23 protein-coding genes and 1 pseudogene are annotated in these 24,355 nt (G+C 64.5%); 15 read left to right on the top strand and 9 right to left on the bottom strand.

Going from position 1 to position 24,355, the window contains the following annotated elements; all coding sequences use genetic code 11:
• Window positions 1-2: 2 nt before the first annotated feature.
• Both atzF and F6X42_RS20230 read left to right on the top strand, forming a co-directional pair.
• Window positions 3-1,826: an allophanate hydrolase gene (atzF, locus tag F6X42_RS20235; RefSeq protein WP_187635918.1), complete on the top strand. Its 1,824-nt coding sequence runs from the start codon at window positions 3-5 to the stop codon at window positions 1,824-1,826.
• Window positions 1,827-1,996: 170 nt separating this feature from the next.
• A complete protein-coding gene (locus F6X42_RS20230) occupies window positions 1,997-2,335 on the top strand; it encodes a hypothetical protein (protein WP_187635917.1) in 339 nt (112 codons plus the stop codon).
• 57 nt (window positions 2,336-2,392) lie between these two features.
• Here the strand turns inward: F6X42_RS20230 and F6X42_RS20225 are convergent, their stop codons facing one another.
• Window positions 2,393-2,836: a MarR family winged helix-turn-helix transcriptional regulator gene (locus F6X42_RS20225; protein ID WP_187635916.1), complete on the bottom strand. Its 444-nt coding sequence runs from the start codon at window positions 2,834-2,836 to the stop codon at window positions 2,393-2,395.
• Window positions 2,837-3,041: 205 nt separating this feature from the next.
• Between F6X42_RS20225 and F6X42_RS20220 the strand changes: the two genes are divergently transcribed.
• A complete protein-coding gene (locus tag F6X42_RS20220; RefSeq protein ID WP_376776387.1) occupies window positions 3,042-4,511 on the top strand; it encodes a DHA2 family efflux MFS transporter permease subunit in 1,470 nt (489 codons plus the stop codon).
• 23 nt (window positions 4,512-4,534) lie between these two features.
• Here F6X42_RS20220 and F6X42_RS20215 read toward each other — a convergent pair whose 3' ends face one another.
• Window positions 4,535-5,248 carry a FadR/GntR family transcriptional regulator gene (locus tag F6X42_RS20215; protein ID WP_187635914.1) on the bottom strand — a complete coding sequence of 238 codons (714 nt, stop codon included), beginning with the start codon at window positions 5,246-5,248 and terminating at the stop codon, window positions 4,535-4,537.
• Between the two features lie 191 nt (window positions 5,249-5,439).
• On the opposite strand from F6X42_RS20215, the gene dgoD reads away from it, so the two are divergent.
• Both dgoD and F6X42_RS20205 read left to right on the top strand, forming a co-directional pair.
• The gene (gene dgoD / locus F6X42_RS20210; protein WP_187635913.1) at window positions 5,440-6,588 is read left to right on the top strand and encodes a galactonate dehydratase; all 1,149 of its coding nucleotides are present in this window, start codon (window positions 5,440-5,442) and stop codon (window positions 6,586-6,588) included.
• Between the two features lie 205 nt (window positions 6,589-6,793).
• Window positions 6,794-7,096: a hypothetical protein gene (locus F6X42_RS20205; protein ID WP_187635912.1), complete on the top strand. Its 303-nt coding sequence runs from the start codon at window positions 6,794-6,796 to the stop codon at window positions 7,094-7,096.
• Window positions 7,097-7,121: 25 nt separating this feature from the next.
• Here F6X42_RS20205 and F6X42_RS20200 read toward each other — a convergent pair whose 3' ends face one another.
• The gene (locus tag F6X42_RS20200; RefSeq protein WP_187635911.1) at window positions 7,122-8,051 is read right to left on the bottom strand and encodes a CopD family protein; all 930 of its coding nucleotides are present in this window, start codon (window positions 8,049-8,051) and stop codon (window positions 7,122-7,124) included.
• Entirely contained in the window at window positions 8,048-8,425 is a 378-nt protein-coding gene (gene copC / locus F6X42_RS20195; RefSeq protein WP_187635910.1) for a copper homeostasis periplasmic binding protein CopC, read from the bottom strand. Before copC ends, F6X42_RS20200 begins: the two co-directional genes overlap by 4 nt.
• A 403-nt stretch (window positions 8,426-8,828) precedes the next feature.
• Between copC and F6X42_RS20190 the strand changes: the two genes are divergently transcribed.
• The 4 genes from F6X42_RS20190 to F6X42_RS20175 all read left to right on the top strand — a co-directional run bounded on the left by F6X42_RS20190 (window position 8,829) and on the right by F6X42_RS20175 (window position 13,452).
• On the top strand, window positions 8,829-9,560 hold the full coding sequence (locus F6X42_RS20190; RefSeq protein ID WP_187635909.1) for a c-type cytochrome: 732 nt from the start codon (window positions 8,829-8,831) through the stop codon (window positions 9,558-9,560).
• Window positions 9,561-9,581: 21 nt separating this feature from the next.
• On the top strand, window positions 9,582-10,883 hold the full coding sequence (locus F6X42_RS20185) for a c-type cytochrome (RefSeq protein ID WP_187635908.1): 1,302 nt from the start codon (window positions 9,582-9,584) through the stop codon (window positions 10,881-10,883).
• A 131-nt stretch (window positions 10,884-11,014) separates the two neighbouring features.
• Window positions 11,015-11,635, top strand: a complete 621-nt coding sequence (trhA, locus tag F6X42_RS20180; RefSeq protein ID WP_187635907.1) for a PAQR family membrane homeostasis protein TrhA — start codon at window positions 11,015-11,017, stop codon at window positions 11,633-11,635.
• A gap of 224 nt (window positions 11,636-11,859) precedes the next feature.
• Complete coding sequence (locus F6X42_RS20175) at window positions 11,860-13,452, top strand: DEAD/DEAH box helicase (RefSeq protein WP_187635906.1); 1,593 nt, start codon at window positions 11,860-11,862, stop codon at window positions 13,450-13,452.
• Window positions 13,453-13,508: 56 nt separating this feature from the next.
• On the opposite strand, the gene F6X42_RS20170 is transcribed toward F6X42_RS20175, so the two are convergent.
• The 4 genes and pseudogenes from F6X42_RS20170 to ggt all read right to left on the bottom strand — a co-directional run bounded on the left by F6X42_RS20170 (window position 13,509) and on the right by ggt (window position 17,315).
• Window positions 13,509-14,042 carry a hypothetical protein gene (locus tag F6X42_RS20170; protein ID WP_187635905.1) on the bottom strand — a complete coding sequence of 178 codons (534 nt, stop codon included), beginning with the start codon at window positions 14,040-14,042 and terminating at the stop codon, window positions 13,509-13,511.
• Between the two features lie 136 nt (window positions 14,043-14,178).
• The gene (locus tag F6X42_RS20165; RefSeq protein ID WP_187635904.1) at window positions 14,179-15,006 is read right to left on the bottom strand and encodes a ferritin-like domain-containing protein; all 828 of its coding nucleotides are present in this window, start codon (window positions 15,004-15,006) and stop codon (window positions 14,179-14,181) included.
• Window positions 15,007-15,330: 324 nt separating this feature from the next.
• A pseudogene (locus tag F6X42_RS44105) lies at window positions 15,331-15,466 on the bottom strand (MFS transporter); the annotation flags it as partial.
• Window positions 15,467-15,677: 211 nt separating this feature from the next.
• The gene (ggt, locus tag F6X42_RS20160) at window positions 15,678-17,315 is read right to left on the bottom strand and encodes a gamma-glutamyltransferase (protein ID WP_187635903.1); all 1,638 of its coding nucleotides are present in this window, start codon (window positions 17,313-17,315) and stop codon (window positions 15,678-15,680) included.
• Between the two features lie 301 nt (window positions 17,316-17,616).
• Here ggt and F6X42_RS20155 point away from each other — a divergent pair, with 301 nt between their 5' ends.
• The 3 genes from F6X42_RS20155 (at window position 17,617) to F6X42_RS20145 (ending at window position 19,717) form a co-directional block, all read left to right on the top strand.
• Window positions 17,617-18,396 carry a DeoR/GlpR family DNA-binding transcription regulator gene (locus tag F6X42_RS20155; protein WP_187635902.1) on the top strand — a complete coding sequence of 260 codons (780 nt, stop codon included), beginning with the start codon at window positions 17,617-17,619 and terminating at the stop codon, window positions 18,394-18,396.
• Window positions 18,397-18,703: 307 nt separating this feature from the next.
• Window positions 18,704-18,901 carry a hypothetical protein gene (locus tag F6X42_RS20150; protein ID WP_167368606.1) on the top strand — a complete coding sequence of 66 codons (198 nt, stop codon included), beginning with the start codon at window positions 18,704-18,706 and terminating at the stop codon, window positions 18,899-18,901.
• 162 nt (window positions 18,902-19,063) lie between these two features.
• Window positions 19,064-19,717 (top strand): TetR/AcrR family transcriptional regulator, encoded by a 654-nt coding sequence (locus F6X42_RS20145; RefSeq protein ID WP_187635901.1) that lies wholly within the window; start codon window positions 19,064-19,066, stop codon window positions 19,715-19,717.
• Between the two features lie 57 nt (window positions 19,718-19,774).
• Here the strand turns inward: F6X42_RS20145 and F6X42_RS20140 are convergent, their stop codons facing one another.
• Window positions 19,775-20,149 (bottom strand): hypothetical protein, encoded by a 375-nt coding sequence (locus tag F6X42_RS20140; RefSeq protein ID WP_187635900.1) that lies wholly within the window; start codon window positions 20,147-20,149, stop codon window positions 19,775-19,777.
• 198 nt (window positions 20,150-20,347) lie between these two features.
• Between F6X42_RS20140 and glpD the strand changes: the two genes are divergently transcribed.
• From glpD to F6X42_RS20125, 3 genes are all read left to right on the top strand, one after another.
• Window positions 20,348-21,877: a glycerol-3-phosphate dehydrogenase gene (gene glpD, locus F6X42_RS20135; RefSeq protein ID WP_187635992.1), complete on the top strand. Its 1,530-nt coding sequence runs from the start codon at window positions 20,348-20,350 to the stop codon at window positions 21,875-21,877.
• A 160-nt stretch (window positions 21,878-22,037) separates the two neighbouring features.
• A complete protein-coding gene (gene glpK / locus F6X42_RS20130; RefSeq protein ID WP_187635899.1) occupies window positions 22,038-23,537 on the top strand; it encodes a glycerol kinase GlpK in 1,500 nt (499 codons plus the stop codon).
• 120 nt (window positions 23,538-23,657) lie between these two features.
• Window positions 23,658-24,344, top strand: coding sequence for an HAD family hydrolase (locus tag F6X42_RS20125; RefSeq protein ID WP_187635898.1), 687 nt, complete (start codon window positions 23,658-23,660; stop codon window positions 24,342-24,344).
• Window positions 24,345-24,355 lie beyond the last annotated feature (11 nt).

The raw sequence follows: 24,355 nt of genomic DNA, 5'->3' as shown, positions 1-24,355 counted from the left end.
CCATGTCGTCATTCGATCTACGTCTCCCGACGCTTCGCGCCGCATATCGTGCGGGAACGCTCACGCCGCGCAAGCTCGTCGCTGAACTGCTCACAAAAGCCGCCGCGCTGAATCCTTCGTTCAATCTGTTCATCCATCTTCTGACCGAAGACGAAGTCGCGCCCTACCTCGACTGGCTCGACACGCAAGACATCGAAAGCCTGCCGCTCTATGGTGTCCCGTTTGCGATCAAGGACAACATCGATCTCGCCGGCATTCAGACGACGGCCGCGTGTCCCGCATTCGCGTACACGCCGTCGCAGTCGGCGAGCGTCGTTGCCCAGTTGATCGCGCTCGGTGCGATACCGCTCGGCAAGACCAATCTCGACCAGTTCGCGACCGGTCTGAACGGCACCCGGTCGCCGTACGGCAAGTGCCGCAATAGCGTGCATCCCGACTATCCGTCAGGCGGCTCGAGCGCCGGTTCGTCGGTCGCGGTCGCGCTCGGCGTCGCCAGTTTCGCGCTCGGGACCGACACGGCCGGTTCAGGTCGCGTGCCTGCCGCACTGAACAATCTCATCGGTCTCAAGCCGACGAAAGGCCTGTTGTCCACCGCGGGCGTGGTGCCCGCCTGCCGCACGCTCGATTGCGTGACGTTCTTCACGGCGACGGCGCAAGAAGCGAGCGAGCTGCTTGCGTTGAGCGCGCGCCCCGATCCTCGCGATGCATACAGCCGCGCGAATCCACAATGGAATACCCCACGCGCGTTTGGCGGGCCCACGGCGTTCCGGTTTGGCGTGCCGGCGCAACTGGAATTTGCCGGCTGTTCCGAGAGCCCCGAACTGTTCGCCAAGGCGCGCGCGTTGCTCGAAGCGGCGGGGGGCGAGGCGGTCGACATCGACTTCGAGCCGTTTGTCGAAGCCGCCAATCTGCTCTATCAGGGTCCATGGGTGGCCGAGCGTTACAACGTGGCGGCCGAGTTGATGACAACGAGGCCCGCTGCGCTCTTGCCCGTCATTCGCGACGTATTGGCGAGGGCGCCGGGCGCCACCGCGGTCGAGCTGTTTCGCGCGCAATATCGCCTGCAGGAATTGAAGGCCGTCTGCGACGCATCGATCGAGTCGCTCGATTTCGTCCTGACGCCGACGTATCCGCGCCCCGTGACGCTCGACGAGTTGGAGCGCGACCCAATCGGGCCGAATTCGCTGCTCGGCTACTACACGAACTTCATGAATCTGCTGGACTATGCCGCCGTCGCTACGCCGACCGGTTTCATGAACAATGGTCTCCCGTGGGGCGTGACCGTCTTTGGTCGCGCATTCACCGACCAGTATCTGCTGGGCGTGGCCGACCTGCTGCAACGAGAGAGCGGCGTGCAGTGCGTCGGCGGCCTGGCCGTCGCGCCAGGCGAGCCCGGCGAACGACACACGGCGACCCACGACCGCATGAAGATCGCGGTCTGCGGCGCCCACATGCAAGGTTTGCCGCTCAACCGGGATCTGCTTGCCCGACGCGCACGGCTCGTGCAGGCCACTCACACTGCCGGACACTATCGGTTGTCTGCGCTGCCCGCGTCGGCGGACGGCACGAGGCGCCCAGGCATGTGGCGCGTCACGGATGGCGGCGCAAAAATTGCTGTCGAAGTGTGGGATATGCCCAGCGTGGAGTTCGGCTCGTTCATCGCGACCGTTCCTTCTCCGCTGGTTCTGGGGAAGGTCGAACTCGTCGACGGTTCGTGGGTTATCGGCTTCCTGTGCGAGCCGTATGGCGTGCAGTCGGGAACCGACATCTCGGGGTTCGGCGGATGGCGAGCGTGGCTTGCCAGCGAGCGTGGCACGAGTTCCTGATCGAACGAACGGGTGGGCATCGGCATCACAGGGTATGGGCAGTGAAGCGCTCCAGGTTTGTTGCAGCCTCCTTCTCTTGAGAGAATAGAGTCATGAGCCAGCCTGACAAGGAGCCTGTCAGGCTTCCTTCCAGAATCGCCAATCCGTCGCAACTTCGAGGAGGTTCACTGATGACGTTCCGCACCGTCGCGCTCGCCGCAACCACCGCTGCGCTCGCGCTCGCCGGCACGACCGCCACCCTCACCGCCCAGGCCCAAACCCCGACCGCGTCCGACAGCCAATGGCGCGCCAGTTCGACCATGCTCGCGACGCTGCTGCAGGACGGCTACAGGATCGTCGCCGTCGTCAACACCGGCCCGGCCGACACGATCTTCGTGCAGCGCGATCAGAGCGCGTTCAAATGCATCGATCCGCAGCAGCCGGATGCAAAAGCGAAAACGTCGGCGGCGCCCGGCTGTTACGAGCTGGTACCGCCGAGCGGCGGCGCGCCGGCGTCAGAAGCCAAATAACGTGATTTGAAGCGCGAGCCCATCACCACCCCCGGCTCGCGCAAACCCCGCGACGCTTCAGCGATCCACTAGCCGGCTCAGATTGCCGCGCACCCGCTGCAGCAGCGCGATCAATTGCGCCGCTTCTTCATCGCCGAAACCATTGAGGGCTTCGAGCGCGATCTCGTCGCCGACCTTGCGCGCCTTGCCGAGCGTGCGCTCAGCCTTCGGCGTCATGCGTACCTGACGTTCGCGGCGATCCTGCGGATTCGCGGTTCGTTCGATCCAACCGCCCTCCTCCATCCGGTCGAGCAGCCGGCCCGCCGAGATCGGGGCGACCTCGAGCAGATCCGCGAGCCGCGCCTGATTGATGTCGCCGTAATGGCCGAGATAGGCCAGCACGCGACATTGCGCGCGCGTCAGATCGACCGACGACTTCGCGAGATCGTCGAATCGCTTGCCCGCCAGCCGGCCGACGTCGTAAATCAGAAAGCCGAAGCGCTCTTCGAATTGGGTTTTCATGCGCGGATTATACGGAAGCGGTTCGGTTTGCAGCGCGCCTGTGCATGCGTTCCAACCTCGGCAAAACTCCCGATAGCGCAAACCTGCATAGCCGATATAATAAGCATGCTTACGATCTCGACCCTCCCCACCGTCCATGTCCTCTGCCTCCACGTCGGCGAGCGCCACCGCGCTGCTCAACCGGCCGATGATCACGATTTCGATCATGCTCGCGACGCTGATCCAGACGCTCGACAGCACGATCGCCAACGTGGCGCTGCCGCATATGCAAGGCACGCTGTCCGCGTCGCAGGACGAGATCACGTGGGTACTGACCTCCTATATCGTCGCCGCCGCGATCGCCACACCGCTCACCGGCTGGCTCGCGGATCGCCTCAGCGTCAGGCGGCTGCTGCTGATCGCGATCGGCGGCTTCACGGTGTCGTCCGCGCTATGCGGACTCTCCGAGACGCTGCCGCAGATCGTCGTATCGCGTCTGCTGCAAGGGATCTTCGGCGCGTCGTTGGTGCCGCTGTCGCAGTCGATCCTGCTCGACATCAACCCGCGCGAAAAGCAAGGCCAGGCGATGGCCGTGTGGGGCATGGGCGTGATGGTCGGGCCGATTCTCGGCCCGACGCTCGGCGGCTGGCTTACCGATAGCTACAACTGGCGCTGGGTGTTCTTCATCAACGTGCCGATCGGCGCGTTCGCGCTGTTCGGCGTCGCGAGCTTCCTGCCGACGCGCGAGCCGAAACACGACGTGAAGTTCGACGCGTTCGGCTTCATCACGCTCGGCCTCGCGATCGGCGCACTGCAGGCGATGCTCGATCGCGGCGAGCAGCTCGACTGGTTTTCGTCGACCGAGATCGTGATCGAGGCGCTCGTCGCGGCAATCAGCTTCGCGTTCTTTTTCGTGCACACGGCGACGATCGGCGAGCGCTCGTTTTTCAAGTACAAGTTGCTGAAAGACCCGAACTTCGCGACCGGCACGTTGTTCATCTTCGTGATCGGCGCGGTGATGTACGCGACGCGTGCGCTGCTGCCGCCGATGCTGCAAAACCTGATGGGCTATCCGGTCGCGACCACGGGCCTCGTCACCGCGCCGAGCGGCGCCGGCACGATGGTCGCGATGCTGATCGCGGGCCGGCTGCTGAAGCGCGTCGACGCGCGGCTGCTGCTGCTTTGCGGCTTCCTGATTTCGGCGTTCGCACTGTGGCAGATGATGCATTACACGATCGTGCTATCGGCGTCTGACATCGTGTGGCCCGGCGTGATCCAGGGCGTCGGACTCGGCCTCGTGTTCGTGCCGCTGTCCACGCTGACGTTCTCGACGCTGTCGCCGGCGCTGCGCGCGGACGGCACCGCGACTTATAGCCTGATGCGCAACATCGGCAGCAGTATCGGCATTTCGATCGTGCAGACGCTGATGACGCGCAACACGCAGATCGCGCACGCGGACCTCGCCGCGAACGTCACCGCGTTCAATCCGGCGCTCCAGTCGATGCTCAACAGCGGTTCGAACTACGACATCGCGGCGCTGAACGCGTCGATCACGCAGCAGGCGGCGATGGTCGCGTATCTGAACGACTTCAAGCTGATGTTCGTGGCGACGCTGTTGGTCATCCCGTTGTTGGTGCTGATCCGGCCGTCGCACAAGGCACCGGATGCGTCGATCGCGCATGCGGCGATGGATTGAGACCGAATGCGCCGACGTCCGTCTTAGCCTTCGATTCGCCCGCGCGTCACGCCGAGCAATGCCGCCATCGCCGCGTACGCCGCGGCGGCATCGCGCGCGCGGATCGCCTCGAACACCGCCGTGTGCTCGGCGAGCGACGCGTTGAACACATCGGCGCGTTTCGCATTGAGCCGCAGCTGTGCCTCGAGCGTGCGCTCGATCAGCGCGCCAAGCGGAATCAGTAATTCGTTGCTGCACGCGGTGAGCACGCACAGATGGAACTGCAGATCCGCGCGCACCCATTCGTCGACGTTACGCGCCGCCACCATCGCGGTATGCGCGGCCGCAAGCTCACGCAACGTGTCGTCGGTATACGCGGCGGCCGCGAGGCCGGCGGCGTAAGGCTCGACCATCTCGCGCATTTCCTGGAGCTTGAGCGCGAACGCCATCGGCTCGGCGACCCGCGAATACCAGTCGAGCAGATCAGCATCGAGCAGATTCCACGCGGACTTGACTCGCACGCGCGTACCGACCCGCGGCCGCGATTCGATCAACCCTTTCGAGGTGAGCGTGCGCAGCGCCTCGCGCAGCACCGTGCGGCTCACGCCGAACATCTCCATTAACTCGGCTTCGCGAGGCAGGATCGACTCCGGCGCATAGTCGCCGCGCAGAATCGCGGTCGCGAGCATTTGGGCGACTCGCCCGTGCAGATCGTGCGGAATGGTTGTCTCCTCGCGGTCGGTGGTCTCGGCGCGCAACGCGCGCGGTAAGTTTTCCGAATCTCACCACTATGTGATCAATAATACTATTAATAGTACTTTAATGCACTTTTGTTGTAGCATGGAATCCTCGAAATTTTTCGCAGGCGTCGAGGCCTGCTGCACCCATCTTGCACGGGCTGGCGTACACGCTAAAGCGCCAACTCCCGCCGACATAGGAGACGCACACCATGAAAATCACCAAGCTCGAAACCTTCATCGTCCCGCCGCGCTGGTGCTTCCTGAAGATCGAGACCGACGAGGGCATCGTCGGTTGGGGCGAGCCGGTGGTGGAAGGCCGCGCGCATACGGTCGCCGCGGCCGTCGAGGAACTGTCCGATTATCTGATCGGCAAGGACCCTCTGCTGATCGAGGACCACTGGCAGGTGATGTACCGCGCGGGCTTCTATCGCGGCGGCCCGATCACGATGAGCGCGATCGCCGGTGTCGATCAGGCGCTGTGGGACATCTTGGGCAAGCATCACGGCGTGCCGGTGCATGCGCTGCTCGGCGGCCAGGTGCGCGACCGGATCAAGGTGTACTCGTGGATCGGCGGCGATCGTCCGAGCGATGTCGCGAACAACGCGCGCGCGGTGGTCGAGCGCGGCTTCAAGGCCGTCAAGATGAACGGCTCGGAAGAACTGCAGATCATCGACACCTTCGACAAGGTGCAAGGCGTGATCAACAACGTCGCGGCGGTGCGCGAGGCGGTCGGGCCGAACATCGGCATCGGCGTGGACTTCCATGGCCGCGTGCATAAGCCGATGGCGAAGGTGCTCGCGAAGGAACTCGATCCGTACAAGCTGCTGTTCATCGAAGAACCGGTGCTGTCGGAAAACGCCGAGGCGCTGCGCGACATCGTCAATCAAACCAACACGCCAATCGCGCTCGGCGAGCGCCTGTATTCGCGCTGGGACTTCAAGCACATCCTGTCGGGCGGCTACGTCGACATCATCCAGCCGGACGCGTCGCACGCGGGCGGCATCACCGAGTGCCGCAAGATCGCCGCGATGGCCGAAGCGTACGACGTCGCGCTCGCGCTGCATTGCCCGCTCGGCCCGATCGCGCTCGCAACCTGCCTGCAGATCGACGCGGTCAGCTACAACGCGTTCATCCAGGAACAGAGCCTCGGCATTCACTACAACCAGGGCAACGACTTGCTCGACTACATCAAGAACCCGGAAGTCTTCAAGTACGAAGACGGCTTCGTGTCGATTCCGCAGGGCCCGGGACTTGGCATCGAGGTCAACGAAGTGAAGGTGCGCGAGATGGCGAAGGTCGGTCATCGCTGGCGCAATCCGGTGTGGCGTCACGCGGACGGCAGCGTCGCCGAATGGTGATCTGAGCACCTGAGCGAATCGAGCGGAATGCCGCCGGCGGGCGGCTGACGTTCATCAGCGCGGCCGGCGTCGTCGGCGCGCTGTCGTATCTGCGCTGTCGTATCTGTTTTCCCGCCTGGCTTTCGTGAGTGTGTTCGGTATCGGACATACCCATGCCCTACTCCTTGCTGAAATGCATGCAAACAATGCATGCATCGGGGAGCCCATGGGCGAATTCCTTCCTGACTATTTGATCCGCGAACAGGCGGCGGTTGGCGCGCTGGTCGCGTTTGGCGTGCTGCGCATCATCGGCGCGATGCTCGCGTACGAGCGCGGATGGAGCATCTCGGTGGTCGGGAAATGGTTTATCGCCGCGGCGGTGCTGTACTGCCTGCCGCAGGTCTTCGATCTGCTCACGCAGATGGTCGGCTCGCACGCGGCCGGCGCCGAACTCGAAGGCAAGGCCGCGGGCTGCGCGATCGCGCTGTTCTGCGCGCCCATTGTTGGACATCACCTCGGTTTCGAGTGAGCGGCCTTCGAACCGCGCCGCGCATTCAACCGAGCCCCGCGAACGCCGGCACGCTATGCGACAACGCGGCCGCGACGACGAACACGCCGATCATCACCAGCGCTTCCAGATACATCACGTTGACGAACGTGTGCGCATCCATCGTCGATGCGGTGCGACGCAGGCGCGGCAGCGCCGAGCTCCGGTTCAGCGTGCCGAGCACGAGCGCGAGCGCGACCAGCACGAACTTCAACGTCAGCACATGACCCCACGTGCTCGCCTGAATCGCTTCGAACGAGCCGCCTGAGCCGCGCACCGCATTGAAGATACCCGATAGCAACACGAACACGACCGCGACGATCGACACGTTCGAGACCTGCGTCGCCGTGCGAATCAGCATGCCGCGCGCGGTCGAGGCGCCGAGCGCGGGAAGCACCGCGAGGCCGGCGGCCATCGCGAGTCCGCCCCATACGCTCGTCGCCAGCACGTGCAGCGTCTGCATGCCGATCTCGGCCGAGACGGCGCCGGCGTCGGCCGCATGACCGAGCGACGCCTTGCCCGCCGCGATCGCGAGCACCGCCAGCCACAGCACCGTGTTACGCCTCACGCCCGTACCATGGCTCAGCGCGGTGACGAGCAGCACCAGCGCACCGCCGAACGCGACGCTCCAGCCGTAGCCGACATGGGTTTGCGTCAGCACCGTCGGCACCATGCCGAACGCCGCGGGCAACGCAACGCCGCCCATCGAGGCCGCCTGATACAACAGCCAGCCGAGATCCGCAAGCACCAGCACGATGGTGGCCGCGAGCATCGAGCGTTGCGCGCGCATCCAGCCCGGGCGCGCCGGTGATGTGCCCGGGAGCGCGTCCTTCGCGAGCCATGCGCCGAGTAGCGCCGAGCCGACGGCGAAGCCAAACGCGACATTCATGAGCGCGGCCATTGCGACCTGCCCGATCCACAATCCGTCGAAGTTCATTTGACGTTGAACGCGAAGTCGCCTTTCGTACGATGGCCGTCGGTGGCCACCGCGATCCAGTGCACCGCATAGCGGCCGCTCATCAGTTGAGGCAGTGCGAGGCGCATCACGCGCGCGTCCGCGCTATCGACCGTCGAAGCGGTCGGCGTCGCGGGCTTGCCGCCCGCGTCGGCGAGCGTGATCCTGCTGAACGCCGGCTCGAGCGGCTCGGTGAAATGGATTGTCACGTCGGCGGGCGCGACGGTGTCGGCGTTCGCGGCCGGCACGCTCGAGATCAGATGCGCATGCGCGAACGCGGTGGACGACATGACCAGCGCCACCGCGCTGGACGTCAACGCACGCAGCGTCGACGAGGAAAGATCGGATAGCTTCATGTAAGGCCGATAGCGGATGAGAACGAACGAAACATAGCCGGGCCGGCGGCGCGCATCGTCTGGACGACAGCCCGCGAGCCCGGAAGTGTACGCTTCGATGGCGCGTGCGGGGGCGGGGATCGGTTCAACCTTGCTTGATCGAATGCGAGACGTGGCATCGCGCTTGCGGCTACCGCGCCGCGATTATCGATGAGACGTAGAGGACGTTGAACCTCACGCGTGACGCGACAGAAGTCGCAAACCGGCACAACGCGACACACTGTCGCATGGCGGTCACACCTGGGAGCGTCTCTAATGCGGCAAATAGTCACCATCACCCTGCGATGATAGAATGCTGCGTCGCCGCAGCGACGGCTGTCCTTCACACCGAGCCGCCCGAAGTTCGGTCAGGTCCCCGATTCTGATGGAGTTACGCGTGTCTTCAAGACGCCTCTTCCGCCCGTTGCTTGCCCTTCTGTTGATCGGCACCGCGGGTGTCTATAGCGCAGCGAAAGCGCAGACTCAACCGAAGGCCCCCGACACGATGGAAGCGCGCGTGCAAGGTTGCACGGCCTGCCACGGCTCGCGTGGGCAAGGTACCGACAACGACTACTTCCCACGCCTCGCGGGCAAGCCGGCGGAATATCTGTCCAATCAGTTGCAGAACTTCCGTGAAGGGCGCCGCAAGTACCCGCCGATGAACTACCTCGTCACGTATCTCTCCGACGACTACCTGCATCAGTTCGCCACCTTCTTCTCGCAACAGCGCCCGCCGTATCCGACGCCGGCCAAGCCGACGGTCTCGGCCGCCACGCTCGCGCGCGGTGAGCAGATCGTGTTGCACGGTGATGCTTCGAAGCAGGTGCCCGCTTGCGCGGCCTGCCACGGCAAGGCGCTGACTGGTATGGAACCGGCAATCCCGGGTCTCGTCGGCCTGCACTCCGACTACATCAGCGCGCAGCTCGGCTCGTGGCGCTCGGGCACGCGTCGCGCGATCGCGCCGGACTGCATGCACACCATCGCCACGCGCCTTAGCGACGAAGACGTGAACGCCGTCGCGGCCTGGCTTTCCACGCAGCGCGCTCCGCAAAACCCCGTGCCGGCTCCGGCCCGCTCCTTGAAGACTCCGCTTGCCTGCGGCAGCGAACCGCAATAAGGCGCCGGGAGAGACATTCAAATGAAACGCAAGTCTTTGTTCGCCCTCTCGGCAGTCGTCGTAGTCGCGGCCGCCGCACTCGTTCCCGTCCTGTGGTCGGGCGGCGACAATCTGCATAGCAGCGGCGCGGCGGTGGCGGCAACGCCCGCGGACCAGGCCGACCTGATCAAGAAGGGCGAGTACCTCGCCCGCGCCGGCGACTGTATCGCCTGTCACACGGTGCGCGGCGGCCAGCCGTTCGCGGGCGGCCTGCCGATGGCCACGCCGTTCGGTACGATGTTCACACCGAACATCACGCCGGACGACCAGTACGGCATCGGCAAGTGGACCCAGGACGACTTCTATCGCGCGATGCACACCGGCCGCTCGAAAGATGGCAGCCTGCTTTATCCGGGCTTCCCGTTCACGAGCTACACGAAGGTCACGCGCGCCGACTCGGACGCGATCTACGCGTACCTGCGCTCGGTCACGCCGGTCAACGTGCCGAGCCGTCCGCACGAACTGAAATTCCCGTTCAACCAGCGCAACATGCTGATTGGCTGGCGCACGCTGTTCTTCCGTGAAGGCGAGTTCAAGCCGGATCCGACCAAGTCGGTCGAATGGAACCGCGGTGCGTATCTGGTCGAAGGCCTTGGTCACTGCGGCATGTGCCACACGTCGATCAATGCAATGGGCGCCCCGGTCAACTCGGCCGCGTTCGCGGGCGGCCTGATTCCGTTGCAGAACTGGTATGCACCGTCGCTGACGTCGAACAAGGAGGCCGGTCTCGGCGACTGGGACCTCAGGGACATCGCCGATCTGCTCAAGACCGGTGTGTCGAGCCGGGGTGCGGTGTTCGGTCCGATGGCCGAAGTGGTTCACAACAGCCTGCAGTATCTGTCGGCCGAAGACATCAACGCGATGGCGACGTACCTGAAGACGATTCCGCAAAAGAGCGAAGCACCGGAACCGCTGCAGCTCGAAACCTCGGAAAAGTTCGGCGGCGAACTGCTGAAGCAAGGTCAGAAGATCTACGCTGACAACTGCGCGAAGTGCCACGAGGAAAACGGTCTCGGCCGGCCCCCGGCATTCCCGCCGCTTGCGAACAACCAGTCGATCCAGATGCCATCGGCGGTCAACCCGATCCGCATGGTGCTGAACGGTGGCTATCCGCCGAGCACGGAAGCGAACCCGCATCCGTACGGCATGCCACCGTTCGCACAGGCTCTGTCGAATCAGGAAGTCGCGGCGGTCGTCACGTATATCCGTATGTCCTGGGGCAACCACGGTACGGCCGTGTCGCCGCAGCAGGTGGCCGATCTGCGTTCGGCGCCGCTCGACTAGGCAGCGTTCGACGCACCCGGGCGCGGCCTGCGAGTTTCGCGGCCGCGCCCTTCGTTTTTTCAGGACCGGTATCATGTGGGCCTGTTCGTATCGATGGTCGCCCGCGTGGGACCCCGCAGGAGGAAAGAGTTGTGCCCGTCGGTGAGCGTTTGAACAGCATCACCCATCTCGTCGGCGCCGTGCTGTCGGTGGTGGGGCTGGCGGCGCTCGTCACGATGGGCGCGCTCGCCGGTGACGCGTACAAGGTCGTGAGCTTCAGCGTGTATGGTGCGATGCTGTTCGTGCTGTATGCGATCTCGACGCTGTATCACAGCGTGGGCCATCCGCGTCTGAAGGCGATTCTGCAGAAATGCGATCATTCGGCGATCTACCTGCTGATCGCCGGCAGCTACACGCCGTTCGCGCTCGTGACATTGCGTGGACCGTGGGGCTGGTCGCTATTCGGCGTGAGCTGGGGGCTCGCTGCCCTCGGCATCGTGCAGGAACTGACGCTCGGGCGACGCACCCGCAGCGTGTCGATGGTGCTGTACGTGTTGATGGGATGGCTCGCGCTCGTAGCCGTCCACCCGCTGGTGCAGGCGTTGCCGGCCGCGGGGACCGCGTGGCTCGTGGCCGGCGGCGTCATTTATAGCGCAGGCATCTATTTCTTCATCAACGACGAGCGCATCCGCCACGGACATGGTATCTGGCACCTGTTCGTACTGGCGGGCAGTCTGTGTCAATTCGTCAGTGTCGCGCGCTACGTCGCGTGACATTCCACGGCGACGAATTGCAACTTAAGGCCAGTCGACGTGTCTGCATAGCGCGTTGAAACATTCGGCACATCTGTGAACGTGCCGCCGATTTCTCCGTGAACGGAACCGGGCTGCGGCCTCGCACACGCCATGCGGGCGTGTCGATGCCGCGCTGGTTATTCCGCGTTGGGGCCGTTGTGCCCCGCGGGACCGTTCGCGAAACTGCAATGCAAAGAGTTTTTATGTCTTTTGATTCCCTCGGCTTGTCCGAACCGCTGGTCCGCGCTGTCAATGAACTCGGCTACACCATCCCGACTCCGATCCAGACTCAGGCGATCCCGGCCGTGCTCAACGGCGGCGATCTGCTCGCCGGCGCGCAAACCGGCACCGGCAAGACTGCCGGCTTCACTCTGCCGATCCTGCAGCGCCTGAATTCAATGCCGCCGGCCGCCGGCGGCAAGCGCGTGGTGCGCGCGCTGATCCTCACGCCGACGCGTGAACTCGCCGCGCAGGTCGAAGAAAGTGTGCGCGCCTATGGCAAGTACCTGAAGCTGAAATCGACCGTGATGTTCGGCGGCGTCGGCATCAATCCGCAGATCGATGCGCTCAGGCGCGGCGTCGACATCGTCGTCGCGACGCCGGGCCGTCTGCTCGATCACATGCAGCAGAAGACCATCGACCTGTCGCATCTCGAGGTCCTCGTGCTCGACGAAGCGGACCGCATGCTCGACATGGGCTTCATCCACGACATCAAGCGCGTGCTCGCGAAGCTGCCGCCGAAGCGTCAGAACCTGCTGTTCTCGGCGACGTTCTCCGACGAGATCAAGGCTCTCGCCGACGGCCTGCTCGACTCGCCGGCGCTGATCGAAGTCGCGCGACGCAATACGACGGCCGAAACGGTCGCGCAGAAGATTCACCCGGTCGATCGCGACCGCAAGCGCGAGCTGCTCACGCATCTGATCCGTCAGCACAGCTGGTTCCAGGTGCTCGTGTTCACGCGCACCAAACACGGCGCGAACCGCCTCGCCGAGCAACTGACGAAAGACGGCATCAGCGCGCTCGCGATTCACGGCAACAAGAGCCAGTCGGCGCGCACGCGCGCGCTCGCCGAGTTCAAGGACGCCACGCTGCAGGTTCTGGTCGCGACCGACATCGCCGCACGCGGCATCGATATCGATCAGCTGCCGCACGTGGTCAACTTCGATCTGCCGAACGTGCCCGAAGACTACGTGCACCGCATCGGCCGCACGGGTCGCGCGGGTGCGACGGGCGAAGCGATATCGCTCGTTTGCGTCGATGAACTGCAGTTGCTGAAGGACATCGAGAAGCTGATCAAGCGTCCGATTCCGCAGGACGTGATCGCCGGTTTCGAGCCGGACCCGACCGCGAAGCCGGAACCGATCCTGCGACGCGGCCAGGGCGGCGGTGGGCGTTCGCCGCGCCAGGGACAAGGTGCGGGGCGCCGTGAGGGCGCGAGCGCGGGCGCTGCGGGCAGTGGCGCATCGGCTAAGTCCGCTCAAGGTTCCGGTCAGCGTGCGGGGCAAGGCACAGGTCAGCGCTCGGGCCAGCGTCCGTCGAACGGTCAGCCCGCACCGCGGCCGCAAGGCACGAAGCCGGCCGGCAACGGTGGACAGCCGCGCCGCGATACCGAGCGTCACGACGATCGGCCGCGCGCCGCAGCGCATGACGGCGGTGCCGCGAATCATGCGCCGCGCAAACCGCAGGGCAATCGTTCGCACGGCGACAATCGGGGCGCATTGCTCGGCGGCGGCGTCAAGCGCAACGATGCGCCGCGTGGCGCGCAACCGTCGCGCAATGGCGCGCGCGGCCGTTAAGCGTCGCCTTGCTTGAAAGCCGCCGGCGTGTCAGCCGTTAGCGCTTTGCTCGAAGACTAACGGCTGTTTGCGGCGGCGGCCCGCTTCAAATGCTCGACCTGCTGTTCCCATCGCTCGAGCACCGCACTCCCCCCTCCTTGCAATTCGAACGTGATGCCGCCCGTCAGGTGCGCATAACGGACGTTTTGCGCTTCCCCTGTGTCGATCGAGCCGAGCAGATAGACGAGGCCGCTATCGTCGTCGGCGACCCCGGGCAGCGGCGCGACACGCAACTGCACCTGATAGAACGCCGCATCACATACGAAGCTCAACGCCGCCCGTCCACTTTGCGCGATCGCGCGCGTGGCTCGCGCCTGCGGCCATAGCGCGATGCACAGCGTGCGCGAGTCGGGTGCATAGAGTTCGCCGACGCTCAGCAGCGATGTGCGCACGTGGCCGTTCGCATCGACAGTCAGCAGCGACGCGGTGAAGCCCACCTTGTCCGCAAGCGACGCACCGTCGAGCAACGCGCGCACGTTGGCCGGCCATTCGTCGAATACGGTCTGTTCGAGCGGACGCGCGGACGTAGATGCGGAGAAGGAGTCGCTCATGCCATCGATCCAGTCGAAGTAGTCAGTAAAGCGCAATCATGCCTCGAAGAAACCAAAGCCCGCGGGAGCGGGCCTGGATTCGCTTCTCGAGTCGTTGCCGTGCATCCAGCACATGCATCGCGCAACGATCGGGAGTTCAGCGAAAGAACACATGCTGCGTGATCTTCGCGAGCGGGTAATGCACGCCCGGCTGAATGCGCGCGGGCAGATCGAGCGGTTTGAGCAGCATCTTCACGCACATGTCGGCGGACAGATTGCGCCGCACCAGCTTATTGATGCGCGCCGCGCGCTCGCGGTTATACGCGGAGTCGTGCACGCGTTCCGGATAGCGAATCGCGAACACGTGCCGCAACGCGATCTCCGAATCTTCGTTCTTGATTTCCATCACGCGACGCATCAACGCGCCGAGCACCGCGAGCCGGCCATTGCCCTCGATCCGGTTGTACTTCTTGAAGTACTTGAAAAAGTGCTTGTAGTGACGGACTTCGTCGGTGCGGATGTTGTCGGTGATCTGCTTGAGCACCGCTTCGTCCGAGCACTCGTTGATCGCGCGATACAGCGTCGCCGTACCCGTTTCGACTACGCAACGCGCGACCATCTCGAGCGCGCGGGTCTTTTCGAAATCCTCGACCGAGCAGGTGAGCGAATACTCGCCCATGAAATTGCGGAACGCGGTGTCCCAGTCGAACTCCGGCCACACATGCGTGATATAGGTCTTCAGCGCCCGGCCGTGCTGCATTTCCTCGGGCTCCCACTCGTTGTTGAGCCAGGCGGAGACCTCGGGGTCGTCGTTGAAGAATGTACTCAGATTGCTGGTGTACAGATCGGTGCCGCTTTCGATGAACGAAGCCGCGCACAGCAACAGCAGCAGATCTTCGTTGGCCGCGGCTTTCCGCCGGTCAATGCGCGTCAGATCGATGTCCTCGATCCGCCAGGGCATGACGTGGTTCAGCTCTGTGTGCATCGTGTCTTGCTCCCATGCTGTACCGACCGGTGGAGTTCTTCGCAACTGCCCCGCGCTCGCCGTGATGTTTCGCCGTGTCGGATACAACGCCGTGAATTTGAGTTGAGCCCTTCTACTCTGCATGGTAGCTGGAGATGTCCGACCCTGCAGATCACATAGCACAGACCATGCCGCATCGATGCAGTTCCGATTCCAGGATAGTCGAAATCTTCCAACGCATTAAGCGATGTGCACAAACGCAAAAAAGCCAGCCCAAAAAGCTAGCTTTCCGGACAGACATCAGGCCCGGCGGGGGTGGCGCCCCAAGCGGGTGTGCGCGTCCTCGAGCAGCGTCGAGAGCCGCTCGTCCTGCATGGGGAAGAAATGTCGCGATGATCGTCGCGAAGTCGCCATACACCGGGAAGTCGAACCACTCGAGCGCGTTACCAATCGACGATGAGAAAACGATCCGCCGCACCATCGCTTTCGAAAACGGCGCGACGTGAGGGGAAGCGGTCGTCGAATGCGACGCGGGGGTGTTCTTGTTGGTCTCCTGCTGGTCTGCTGCGTGATATCGGTCGTAGCTGCGGCACCGCCTGCGCCAGCGAGGCGCCGAGGCGGGCGCGCAGTAGCGCGGCATGCGTAAGGCCGCGCGTTCGTTACCTGTTGCCCGGGCGTTGCGTCGCTGCGGCCTAGAAGCCGGCGGCGAGCCCGTCGCGGCGGCTGTCGCTCGCCGCCACGTAGCCGCGCTCCAGCTCGTTGCGATCGAGCTTCCAGATGAACTGGCCGGAGCCGAAGTCCATGTACGGATCGTCGACCGACTTGATCGTATGGCCGAGTTTCTGCAGACCCCCGGTGGTCTTCGGATCGAGTGTCGACTCGATATCGACCGTGAAGTCGCGGTTGACCTTCCAGCGCGGCGCATCGCACGCGGCCTGCGGCTGCTGACCGTAGTCGAGCATGCGCACCACCGTTTGCAGATGGCCTTGCGGCTGCATGTCGCCGCCCATCACGCCGAAGCTCATCACCGCTTGCTGCTGGCCGTTCACCTGTTGCGTGAGGAAAGCCGGGATGATCGTATGGAACGGCCGCTTACCGCCCTCGACGACGTTGGCCGACTTCGGATCCATCGAGAAGCCGCAGCCGCGGTTCTGCAGCGCGATGCCGCTGCCCGGCACCACGACACCCGAGCCGAAGCCCATGTAGTTCGACTGGATGAAGCTGACCATCATGCCGCTCTCGTCCGCGGCCGACATATAGATCGTGCCGCCCGCCTTCGGCATACCGAAGTCGAAGTGCGTCGCGCGCTTCGGATCGATCAGCTTCGCGCGCGAGCTCAGGTACGCGTCGTCGAGCATCTGCTCGGGCGTGACTTCCATCGAACGCGGATCGGCGACGTAGCGATACAGATCGGCAAACGCGAGCTTCATCGCTTCGATCTGCAGATGCTGCGACTCGACGCTGTCGACCTTCAGAGACTTGACGTCGAACTTGTCGAGAATGCCGAGCGCAACCAGCGCCGCGATGCCCTGGCCGTTCGGCGGAATCTCATGCACGGTATAGCCGCGATAGTCCTTGCCGATCGGCTCGACCCAGTCCGCACGGTAGTTGCGCAGGTCGTCGGCGGTGAGCGCGGCGCCGCCTTCGCGCGCGAACGCGACGATACGCTCGGCGATCTCGCCCTCGTAGTACGCGCGCGGACCTTGCTCGGCGATCAGGCGCAGCGTCTTCGCGTGACCGGGAAAGCGCACCAGCTCGCTGACCTCGGGGGCGCGGCCGCGCGGCATGAAGGTTTGCGCGAACCCCGGCTGATCCTGCAGTTCCGGCACGGCGTTCGCCCACTTGTACGCGACAATGCTCGCTACCGCGTGACCGCGCTCGGCGATCTCGATGGCCGGCTCCATCAGATCGGCGAACGGCAGCTTGCCGAACTTCTGGTGCAGCGCCTCCCAACCGGCGATCACACCCGGCACCGTGACGGCGTCCCAGCCGCGCTTCGGCTGCTTCGCGAGGCCGTTTTCCTCGCCGTATTTGCGCTTGAAGTAATCGACGTTCCACGCAGCCGGCGACACGCCCGATGCGTTCAGACCATGCAGCTTCCTGCCGTCCCATACGAGCGCGAACGCATCGCCGCCGAGGCCGCACGAGACCGGCTCGACCACCGTGATCGCGGCGGCGGCCGCGATGGCCGCATCGACGGCATTGCCGCCCTTCCACAGCATGCGCAGGCCGGCCTGCGCGGCGAGCGGATGCGAGGTCGAGACGATATTGCGCGCGAATACGGGCAGACGTTGCGTCGGATAGGGGTTTTGCCAGTTGAAGCCAGTCATATCGAACACTCTCGAAAGCGCGGCCCGGCACGAAAAGTCGCCGGACATCATGGGAAAGGTTGTAAGCAGGTAAAACGCGGAAACCCGGATTGCAGCGCGAACCGGCCCAAAAAACAAATTCATTTATGAAATGAATAAGTGCGTTGTCCGCCTGAATGGGTGTCGAACCTGCTTCCACGCCTTCGCGCCGGATTTGCGCGAGTTGCGCCAGTTGGCGGACAACGGGCGCGATGGTCTTACAATAGCCGCAACCGCGATCGTCGACGGATAGCGCCGACACAACAGCCACGACACGAAACACATGACACGAGACCCCCGCCTGACTCTCAACGCCCGGCAACAGGAATTGCTGGAGTGGGTGCAACGCGACGGCTTCGTGACCGTCGACGACCTCGCGAGCCATTTCGACGTGACCCCGCAGACGATCCGCCGCGACGTCAACTGGCTCGCCGATATGAACCTTCTGCGCCGCTATCACGGCGGCGCCAGTCTGCCGACCAGCTCCGAGAACGTCTCCTACACCGCGCGTCAGCGCATGTTCCATGAAGAGAAACGACGCATTGCAGCGCTAGTAGCCACTCATATTCCCGATCAGGCGTCGCTGTTCATCAACCTCGGCACGACCACAGAGGAAGTGGCGCGCGCGCTGAACCGCCACCGCGGACTGCGCGTGATCACGAACAATCTGAACGTCGCGAGCATGATGAGCGGCTACCTGGATTGCGAAGTGCTGGTGACAGGCGGCATCGTGCGGCCGTGGGACAAAGGCATCGTCGGTGAACTGGCGATCGATTTCATCCGGCAGTTCAAGGTCGATTTCGCGATCATCGGCACGTCGAGCATCGAAACGGACGGTACGCTGCGCGATTTCGACACGCGCGAAGTGCGTGTCGCCGAGGCGATCATCGAACACGCGCGCACCGTGTTCCTCGCCGCCGATCACTCCAAGTTTGGCCGCCCGGCGCTAGTTCGCCAGGGACATCTGGAGCAGATCGACGCGCTGTTCACCGACGCCACCCCGCCTGCCGACTTCGCCGAGGCGCTGGGCGCCGCCAATTGTCAAATCTATACCGCCGGATAATTCCAGGCGTCCTCCGCCATGCTGCGGTGCACGCAAAACCTCGCGTGAAATCAAGAATTTGCCCGCTTGGCCGGACCGCCGCTCGCGCATCCAATTGTCAAACGGAAAATTTGCGGGCGCCAGGTTGGCGTTTCACCGGTGCTCGCCTACACTCCAGTTCCCCAACGCACGTTGCGAGTTTCGCACCGCGTCGGTTGTGTGAATCTGTCGTGAAGCCGCACCTCCCGCACTGATCCTTTAGCGGACCCCGCCCCGGCCTGCCGGTCGACTGCAAGGCTGTCCGCAATTTGCTGACATGGAGAGAACGATGCTGAGTCCGCATGAATTCGCCACGTTGTTGCTCGTCAAGGACGCCCCCAACCAGGTCGAAATGGACCGAGAAGAACTCGATGCTTTGCTCGAACGCCAGCTGGTGCAACTCGAACGCCTCGCATCGGGCAACGAAGAATGGCGCGTGACCGAAACCGGCGACACCGCATTGCGGGCCATCAAACGTTTTTCCTGAGTTTCCCTGCAGTCAGTTCGACAGTCGTTGGCGGCGTATTAGCGCCGCCTTCCGACTTCGCGTCACCCGATTCGCCTGACAGCGGGCCGCCTTCGCGGCCCCTTGTTGTGCGCATCTCATTTACACAGTAAATTCACGCGACGGACTTCCCACCCCTCGCGCATGCCCAAGACGCTCTCCGCCGACGACATCCAACAGTTTCGCGAAGCCATGCGGCGCGTCGCCGAGAACGCGTTTGCGACCCGCGGCGCGCAAGGCGTGACGATGCGCGAGCTGGCGAAGGAACTCGGCTGCAGCGCGATGACACCATATCGATATTTCCGCGACAAAGAAGAAATTCTGGCGATGGTCCGCGCCGCCGCGTTCAACCGCTTCGCCGCGCGCCTCGAAGCGGCCGCACAAGCCATCCCGGCGAACGTCCCCGCCATCGATCGCAGCGCCGTCAGCGAGGCCTACGTCGCTTTCGCGCTCGATGAACCGCACGCCTACCGTTTGATGTTCGACCAGACGCCGCAACAACAAGGCGCCTACCCTGAACTGGCCGCGGCTTCGCAGCGCGCGTGGCATCTGCTGGAAGCGCACTTCGAGCGGCTCGTCGAGGCGGGTATTCTCGAAGGCGATCCGCGCCTGATCGGCTACGCGTACTGGACTAGCCTGCACGGTTTCACGATGCTTGCGCTCGCGAACCAGTTGCCGCCGTCGGCGGCGCAACAGGCCGATGTCGCCGGCCGCGATGCACAGCAGCCATCGCGCGAAGCGGTGTTCGCGCAGATTTTGCGCATGCTGTGGCGCGGAGCGCTGGCGCAGCAAAAGTGAACCTGCGCACCGGGCAGGCGGCACGAGAATCAGGCTCGTCGGTGAACCCGCTGCTGCTTACCCATTACGCAAGGTCGGATCGACACCCGCCCGCCAGCTGATCGCCCTGGCGCGCTGTTCGTTGAAAAACTCGACCCACTGGTTGCGCACCTTCGGATCGCTGCTCGCCGCCTCGCTCGCATGGCGCTGCGCAATCGACGCCTGGAACGCGCAGAAGTCGTCGTTCGACAAGCGGCCGCGCCGGTTCGCCACGTAGGCGTCGAAGAACGTCTCGTAGACGATCTGCGCGTCGCTGCCGTAATCGACGGTCTGCGGCGAACACATCTTCTGCAACGACTCGAACGACGTCGCGCCCCGCGTCCCTTCCAGACTCGGCGTACTCACGCATCCCGCCACAAGCGCCGCCGCGCCGATCATCAAAAGTCCACGCATTCATCACCTCGAAATGGCTGCTGCCAAGAGTATCGTCCGCGGCCATGCGTTACGCCACTCCGCTCGCCATTCGGCCAGCGCCGGCAGGACAAAGCGAACTTTACTTTTTCGTTTCCGTTCATTAAAGTTCGAAAACGAACATCGTTCATTCAATTCGCTTTCCAACTCGATTCCGATTCGATGCAGAGGACCCAGCAGGTGACGCAAGGCACGAAATACGATTTGCTCGTCGTCGGTGGCGGGATCAACGGCGCCGGCATCGCCCGCGACGCGGCCGGCCGCGGCCTGTCGGTGCTGCTGTGCGAGCAGGACGATCTGGCCGCGCATACGTCGTCGGCGAGCACCAAGCTGATCCACGGTGGCCTGCGCTACCTTGAGTACCGCGAGTTCGGGCTCGTGCGCAAAGCGCTGCAGGAGCGCGAAACGCTGCTGCGCGCGGCGCCGCACATCATCTGGCCGCTGCGCTTCGTGATGCCGCATATGCCGGATCTGCGCCCTGCGTGGCTGATCCGCGCGGGGTTGTTCCTCTACGATCACCTGGCCAAACGCGAGCTGCTTCCGGGTTCGCGCGGCATCGTGATGAGCCGGCATCCGGCCGGCGCACCGCTCGTCGATTCGATCAAGCGCGGCTTTGTTTACTCGGACGGCTGGGTCAACGACGCGCGCCTCGTCGTGCTGAACGCGCTCGACGCGCACGAGCGCGGCGCGACGATCCTCACGCGCACGACGCTGGTCAACGCCGAGCGCGCCGGCGGCGAGTGGCGCGCGCAACTGCAACGCGCGGACGGTACGGCGCTGGAGGTGCGCGCCTCGGCGATCGCGAACGCGGCGGGCCCGTGGGTCGGCGAACTGCTGAAGGGGGCGCTCGGCCGGCCGTCGTCGCACAGCGTGCGGCTCGTCAAGGGCAGTCACATCGTCACGCGGCGCCTGTTCGAGCACGATCACGCGTACATCTTCCAGAACCCGGACAAGCGGATCATCTTCGCGATTCCCTATGAGCACGACTACACGCTGATCGGCACGACCGACCTCGAATATCGCGGCGACCCGTCGCGGGTCGCGATCGACGCCGACGAAACGCAGTACCTGTGCGATTCGATCAACCGCTATTTCAGGCGGAAGATCTCGTCCGCCGACGTGCGCTGGAGCTATTCGGGCGTGCGCCCGCTGCTGGAGGACGAGAACGCGGACAATCCGTCGGCGGTCACGCGCGACTACTCGCTCGAACTCGACGCGCCCGCGGGCCAGGCGCCGCTGCTATCGGTGTTCGGCGGCAAAATCACGACCTTTCGCAAGCTCGCCGAGCAGGCCGTCGATACGCTCACCGAGGCGCTCGCTCACGGCGCACCCGCGTGGACCGCCGACGCGCCGCTGCCGGGCGGCGACATCGCGCAGGCGAACTTCAATCGCTTCCTCGGCGAGTTCTCGCGCGAACATGCGTGGCTGCCGGCGTCGCTCGCGCATCGGCTCGCGCGCGCGTATGGCACGCGCGCGAATCGCATGATCGGCCTCGCGCGTTCGCGCGCCGAGCTCGGTCGCGAGTTCGCGCCGGGACTGCACGAAGCTGAACTCGTTTATCTGCGCGACACCGAATGGGCGCGCAGCGCTCAGGACGTGCTGTGGCGGCGCTCGAAGCTCGGCCTGCACGTCGAGCCGGGCACGCTCGAGCAGGTCACGCGCGACATCGACGCGTGGTTCGCGCGCGAACCGGCGCGGCAAAGCGCGTAAGCGGCGCGCGCCGCCCACGACCCGAAGCCAGTCCGCCACAGCAGCTTCGGCTGGACGACGCCGGCACGCGCCCTCACACTATGGCGGCCCGCTCACAACAACACGCCGCTACGATCGCCGGCCTGCAATCCGGCGATCCGTAACATGCATGGAGAAGACAATGCAGGATCAGTACGTCCTCGCGCTTGACCAAGGCACCACCAGCTCGCGCGCGATGCTGTTCGACCGGCGCGGTAACGTCGTGTCCACCGCGCAAAAGGAATTCCAGCAGATCTACCCGCACCCGGGCTGGGTCGAGCACGACCCGCAGGAAATCTGGTCGACGCAGGCCGGCGTCGCCGCCGAGGCGGTCACGCGAGCCGGCATCAACGGCACGTCGATCGCGGCGATCGGCATCACGAACCAGCGCGAAACCACCATCGTGTGGGATCGCGAAACCGGCCACCCGATCTACAACGCGATCGTCTGGCAGGACCGCCGTACCGCCGACTTCTGCGATCAGCTGAAGGCGCAGGGGCTCGAAGCGAGCGTGCGCGCGAAGACCGGTCTACCGATCGACTCGTACTTCTCGGCGACCAAAATCCGCTGGATTCTCGACAACGTCGAAGGCGCGCGTGAAAAAGCGCGTCAGGGCCGGCTCGCGTTCGGCACCGTCGACAGCTGGCTCATGTGGAACTTCACGAAGGGCGCGCTGCACGTCACCGACGTGACCAACGCGTCGCGCACGATGCTGTTCAACATCCACACGCTGAAGTGGGACGACGAACTGCTCGCCGCGCTCGACATTCCGCGCAGCATGCTGCCGGAAGTGCGACCGTCCTCGGAGGTGTATGGACCGACGGTGACTACCGTGTTCGCGTCGAAGATTCCGCTTGCGGGCATCGCCGGCGATCAACACGCCGCGCTGTTCGGCCAGATGTGCACCGAGTCCGGCATGGTGAAGAACACCTACGGCACTGGCTGCTTCCTCGTGATGAACACGGGCGACAAACCGATCGAATCGAACAACAATCTGGTTACGACGATCGCCTGGCAGATAGGCGCGCGTATCGACTACGCGCTCGAAGGCAGCATCTTCATCGGCGGCGCGGTCGTACAGTGGCTGCGCGACGGCCTCGGCATCATCAAGAACGCGGCGGAAATCGAAACGCTCGCGCGCGGCGTGCCCCATTGCGACGGCGTATATCTCGTGCCTGCGTTCGCTGGCCTCGGCGCGCCGCACTGGAACGCGCATGCGCGCGGCACGCTGTTCGGCGTCACGCGCGGCACGACGTCCGCGCATATCGCGCGCGCGGCGCTCGATTCGATCGCGTATCAATCGCTCGATGTACTGAAGGCGATGGAGGCCGACTCGGGCATTCGCATCGGCGAGCTACGCGTGGATGGCGGCGCCTGCGCGAACAATCTGCTGATGCAGTTCCAGGCCGACATCCTCGGCGTCGACACGGTGCGCCCCAAGGTGTCGGAGACGACCGCACTCGGCGCCGCCTATCTGGCCGGTCTCGCGGTCGGTTACTGGACGGACATCGACGAGTTGAAAAGCCAGTGGAAGCTTGAGCATCGCTTCACGCCGGCGCTTCCGCACGCGGAACTCAGGACCTGCCTCGAAGGCTGGCAGCGCGCGATTCGCGCGGCGAAGGCCTGGGCCGATACGCCGTAACGCAGCGGCCGCGCAGAACCCGGAGGACGGGTCCGAAAGCACGTATGATGACACTTCTCATCCCGGCGCGCGGGCCCGCAACCCGCCGCCCGCGCGCTTTGCGCTTATCGTATTTCAGGCATGATCGACCACCTCATCTGTGACTGCGACGGCGTGCTCGTCGACAGTGAAGTCATCGCCGATCGCGTGATGTTCGACACGCTGACGGCCACCTTCCCCAGCCTCGATTTCGCCCCTGTCGTCAAAACCGCGTTCGGCCAGCAAACCTCGCGCTTTCTCGCCGGCCTCGAAAAGCAGTTCGACATCACGCTGCCCGCTAACTTCCTCGACACGATCGAGCACAACGTCGAGCTCGCGCTCGCCGCGTCGCTCGGTCCTATCCACGGCGTGCGCGACGCGCTGCGACGCGTGACGCTGCCGGCCGCGGTCGTGTCGAACAGCCGCATCACGCGCGTCGCCGCATCGGTACGGCGCGCGGGTTTGCAGCAGATTTTCGGCGAGCGCGTGTTCAGCGCCGAGCAGGTCGCGCGGCCGAAGCCGTATCCCGACGTCTATCTGTTCGCGGCCACGACGCTCGGCGTCGAGCCGGCGCGCTGCCTCGTCGTCGAGGACAGCGTCGCGGGTCTGAATGCGGCGCGCGCGGCCGGCATGAAGACGATCGCGTTCGTCGGCGCGAGCCATATTCCGGACGGCTATGCCGACGCGCTGCGCGCGATGGGCATCACGCGAATCATCAAGCACATGGATGAGCTGCCGGCGCTCATCGAGGCGGGCGTGCGCGGCGAGTTTGGCGACGTGCAGTCGTAGCGGTTTTTGCA

Source organism: Paraburkholderia podalyriae, assembly GCF_014397785.1.
Lineage (GTDB): Bacteria > Pseudomonadota > Gammaproteobacteria > Burkholderiales > Burkholderiaceae > Paraburkholderia > Paraburkholderia podalyriae.
The sequence above is the reverse complement of the archived record's forward strand: the minus strand, read 5'-3'. Positions and strand labels throughout refer to the sequence as shown.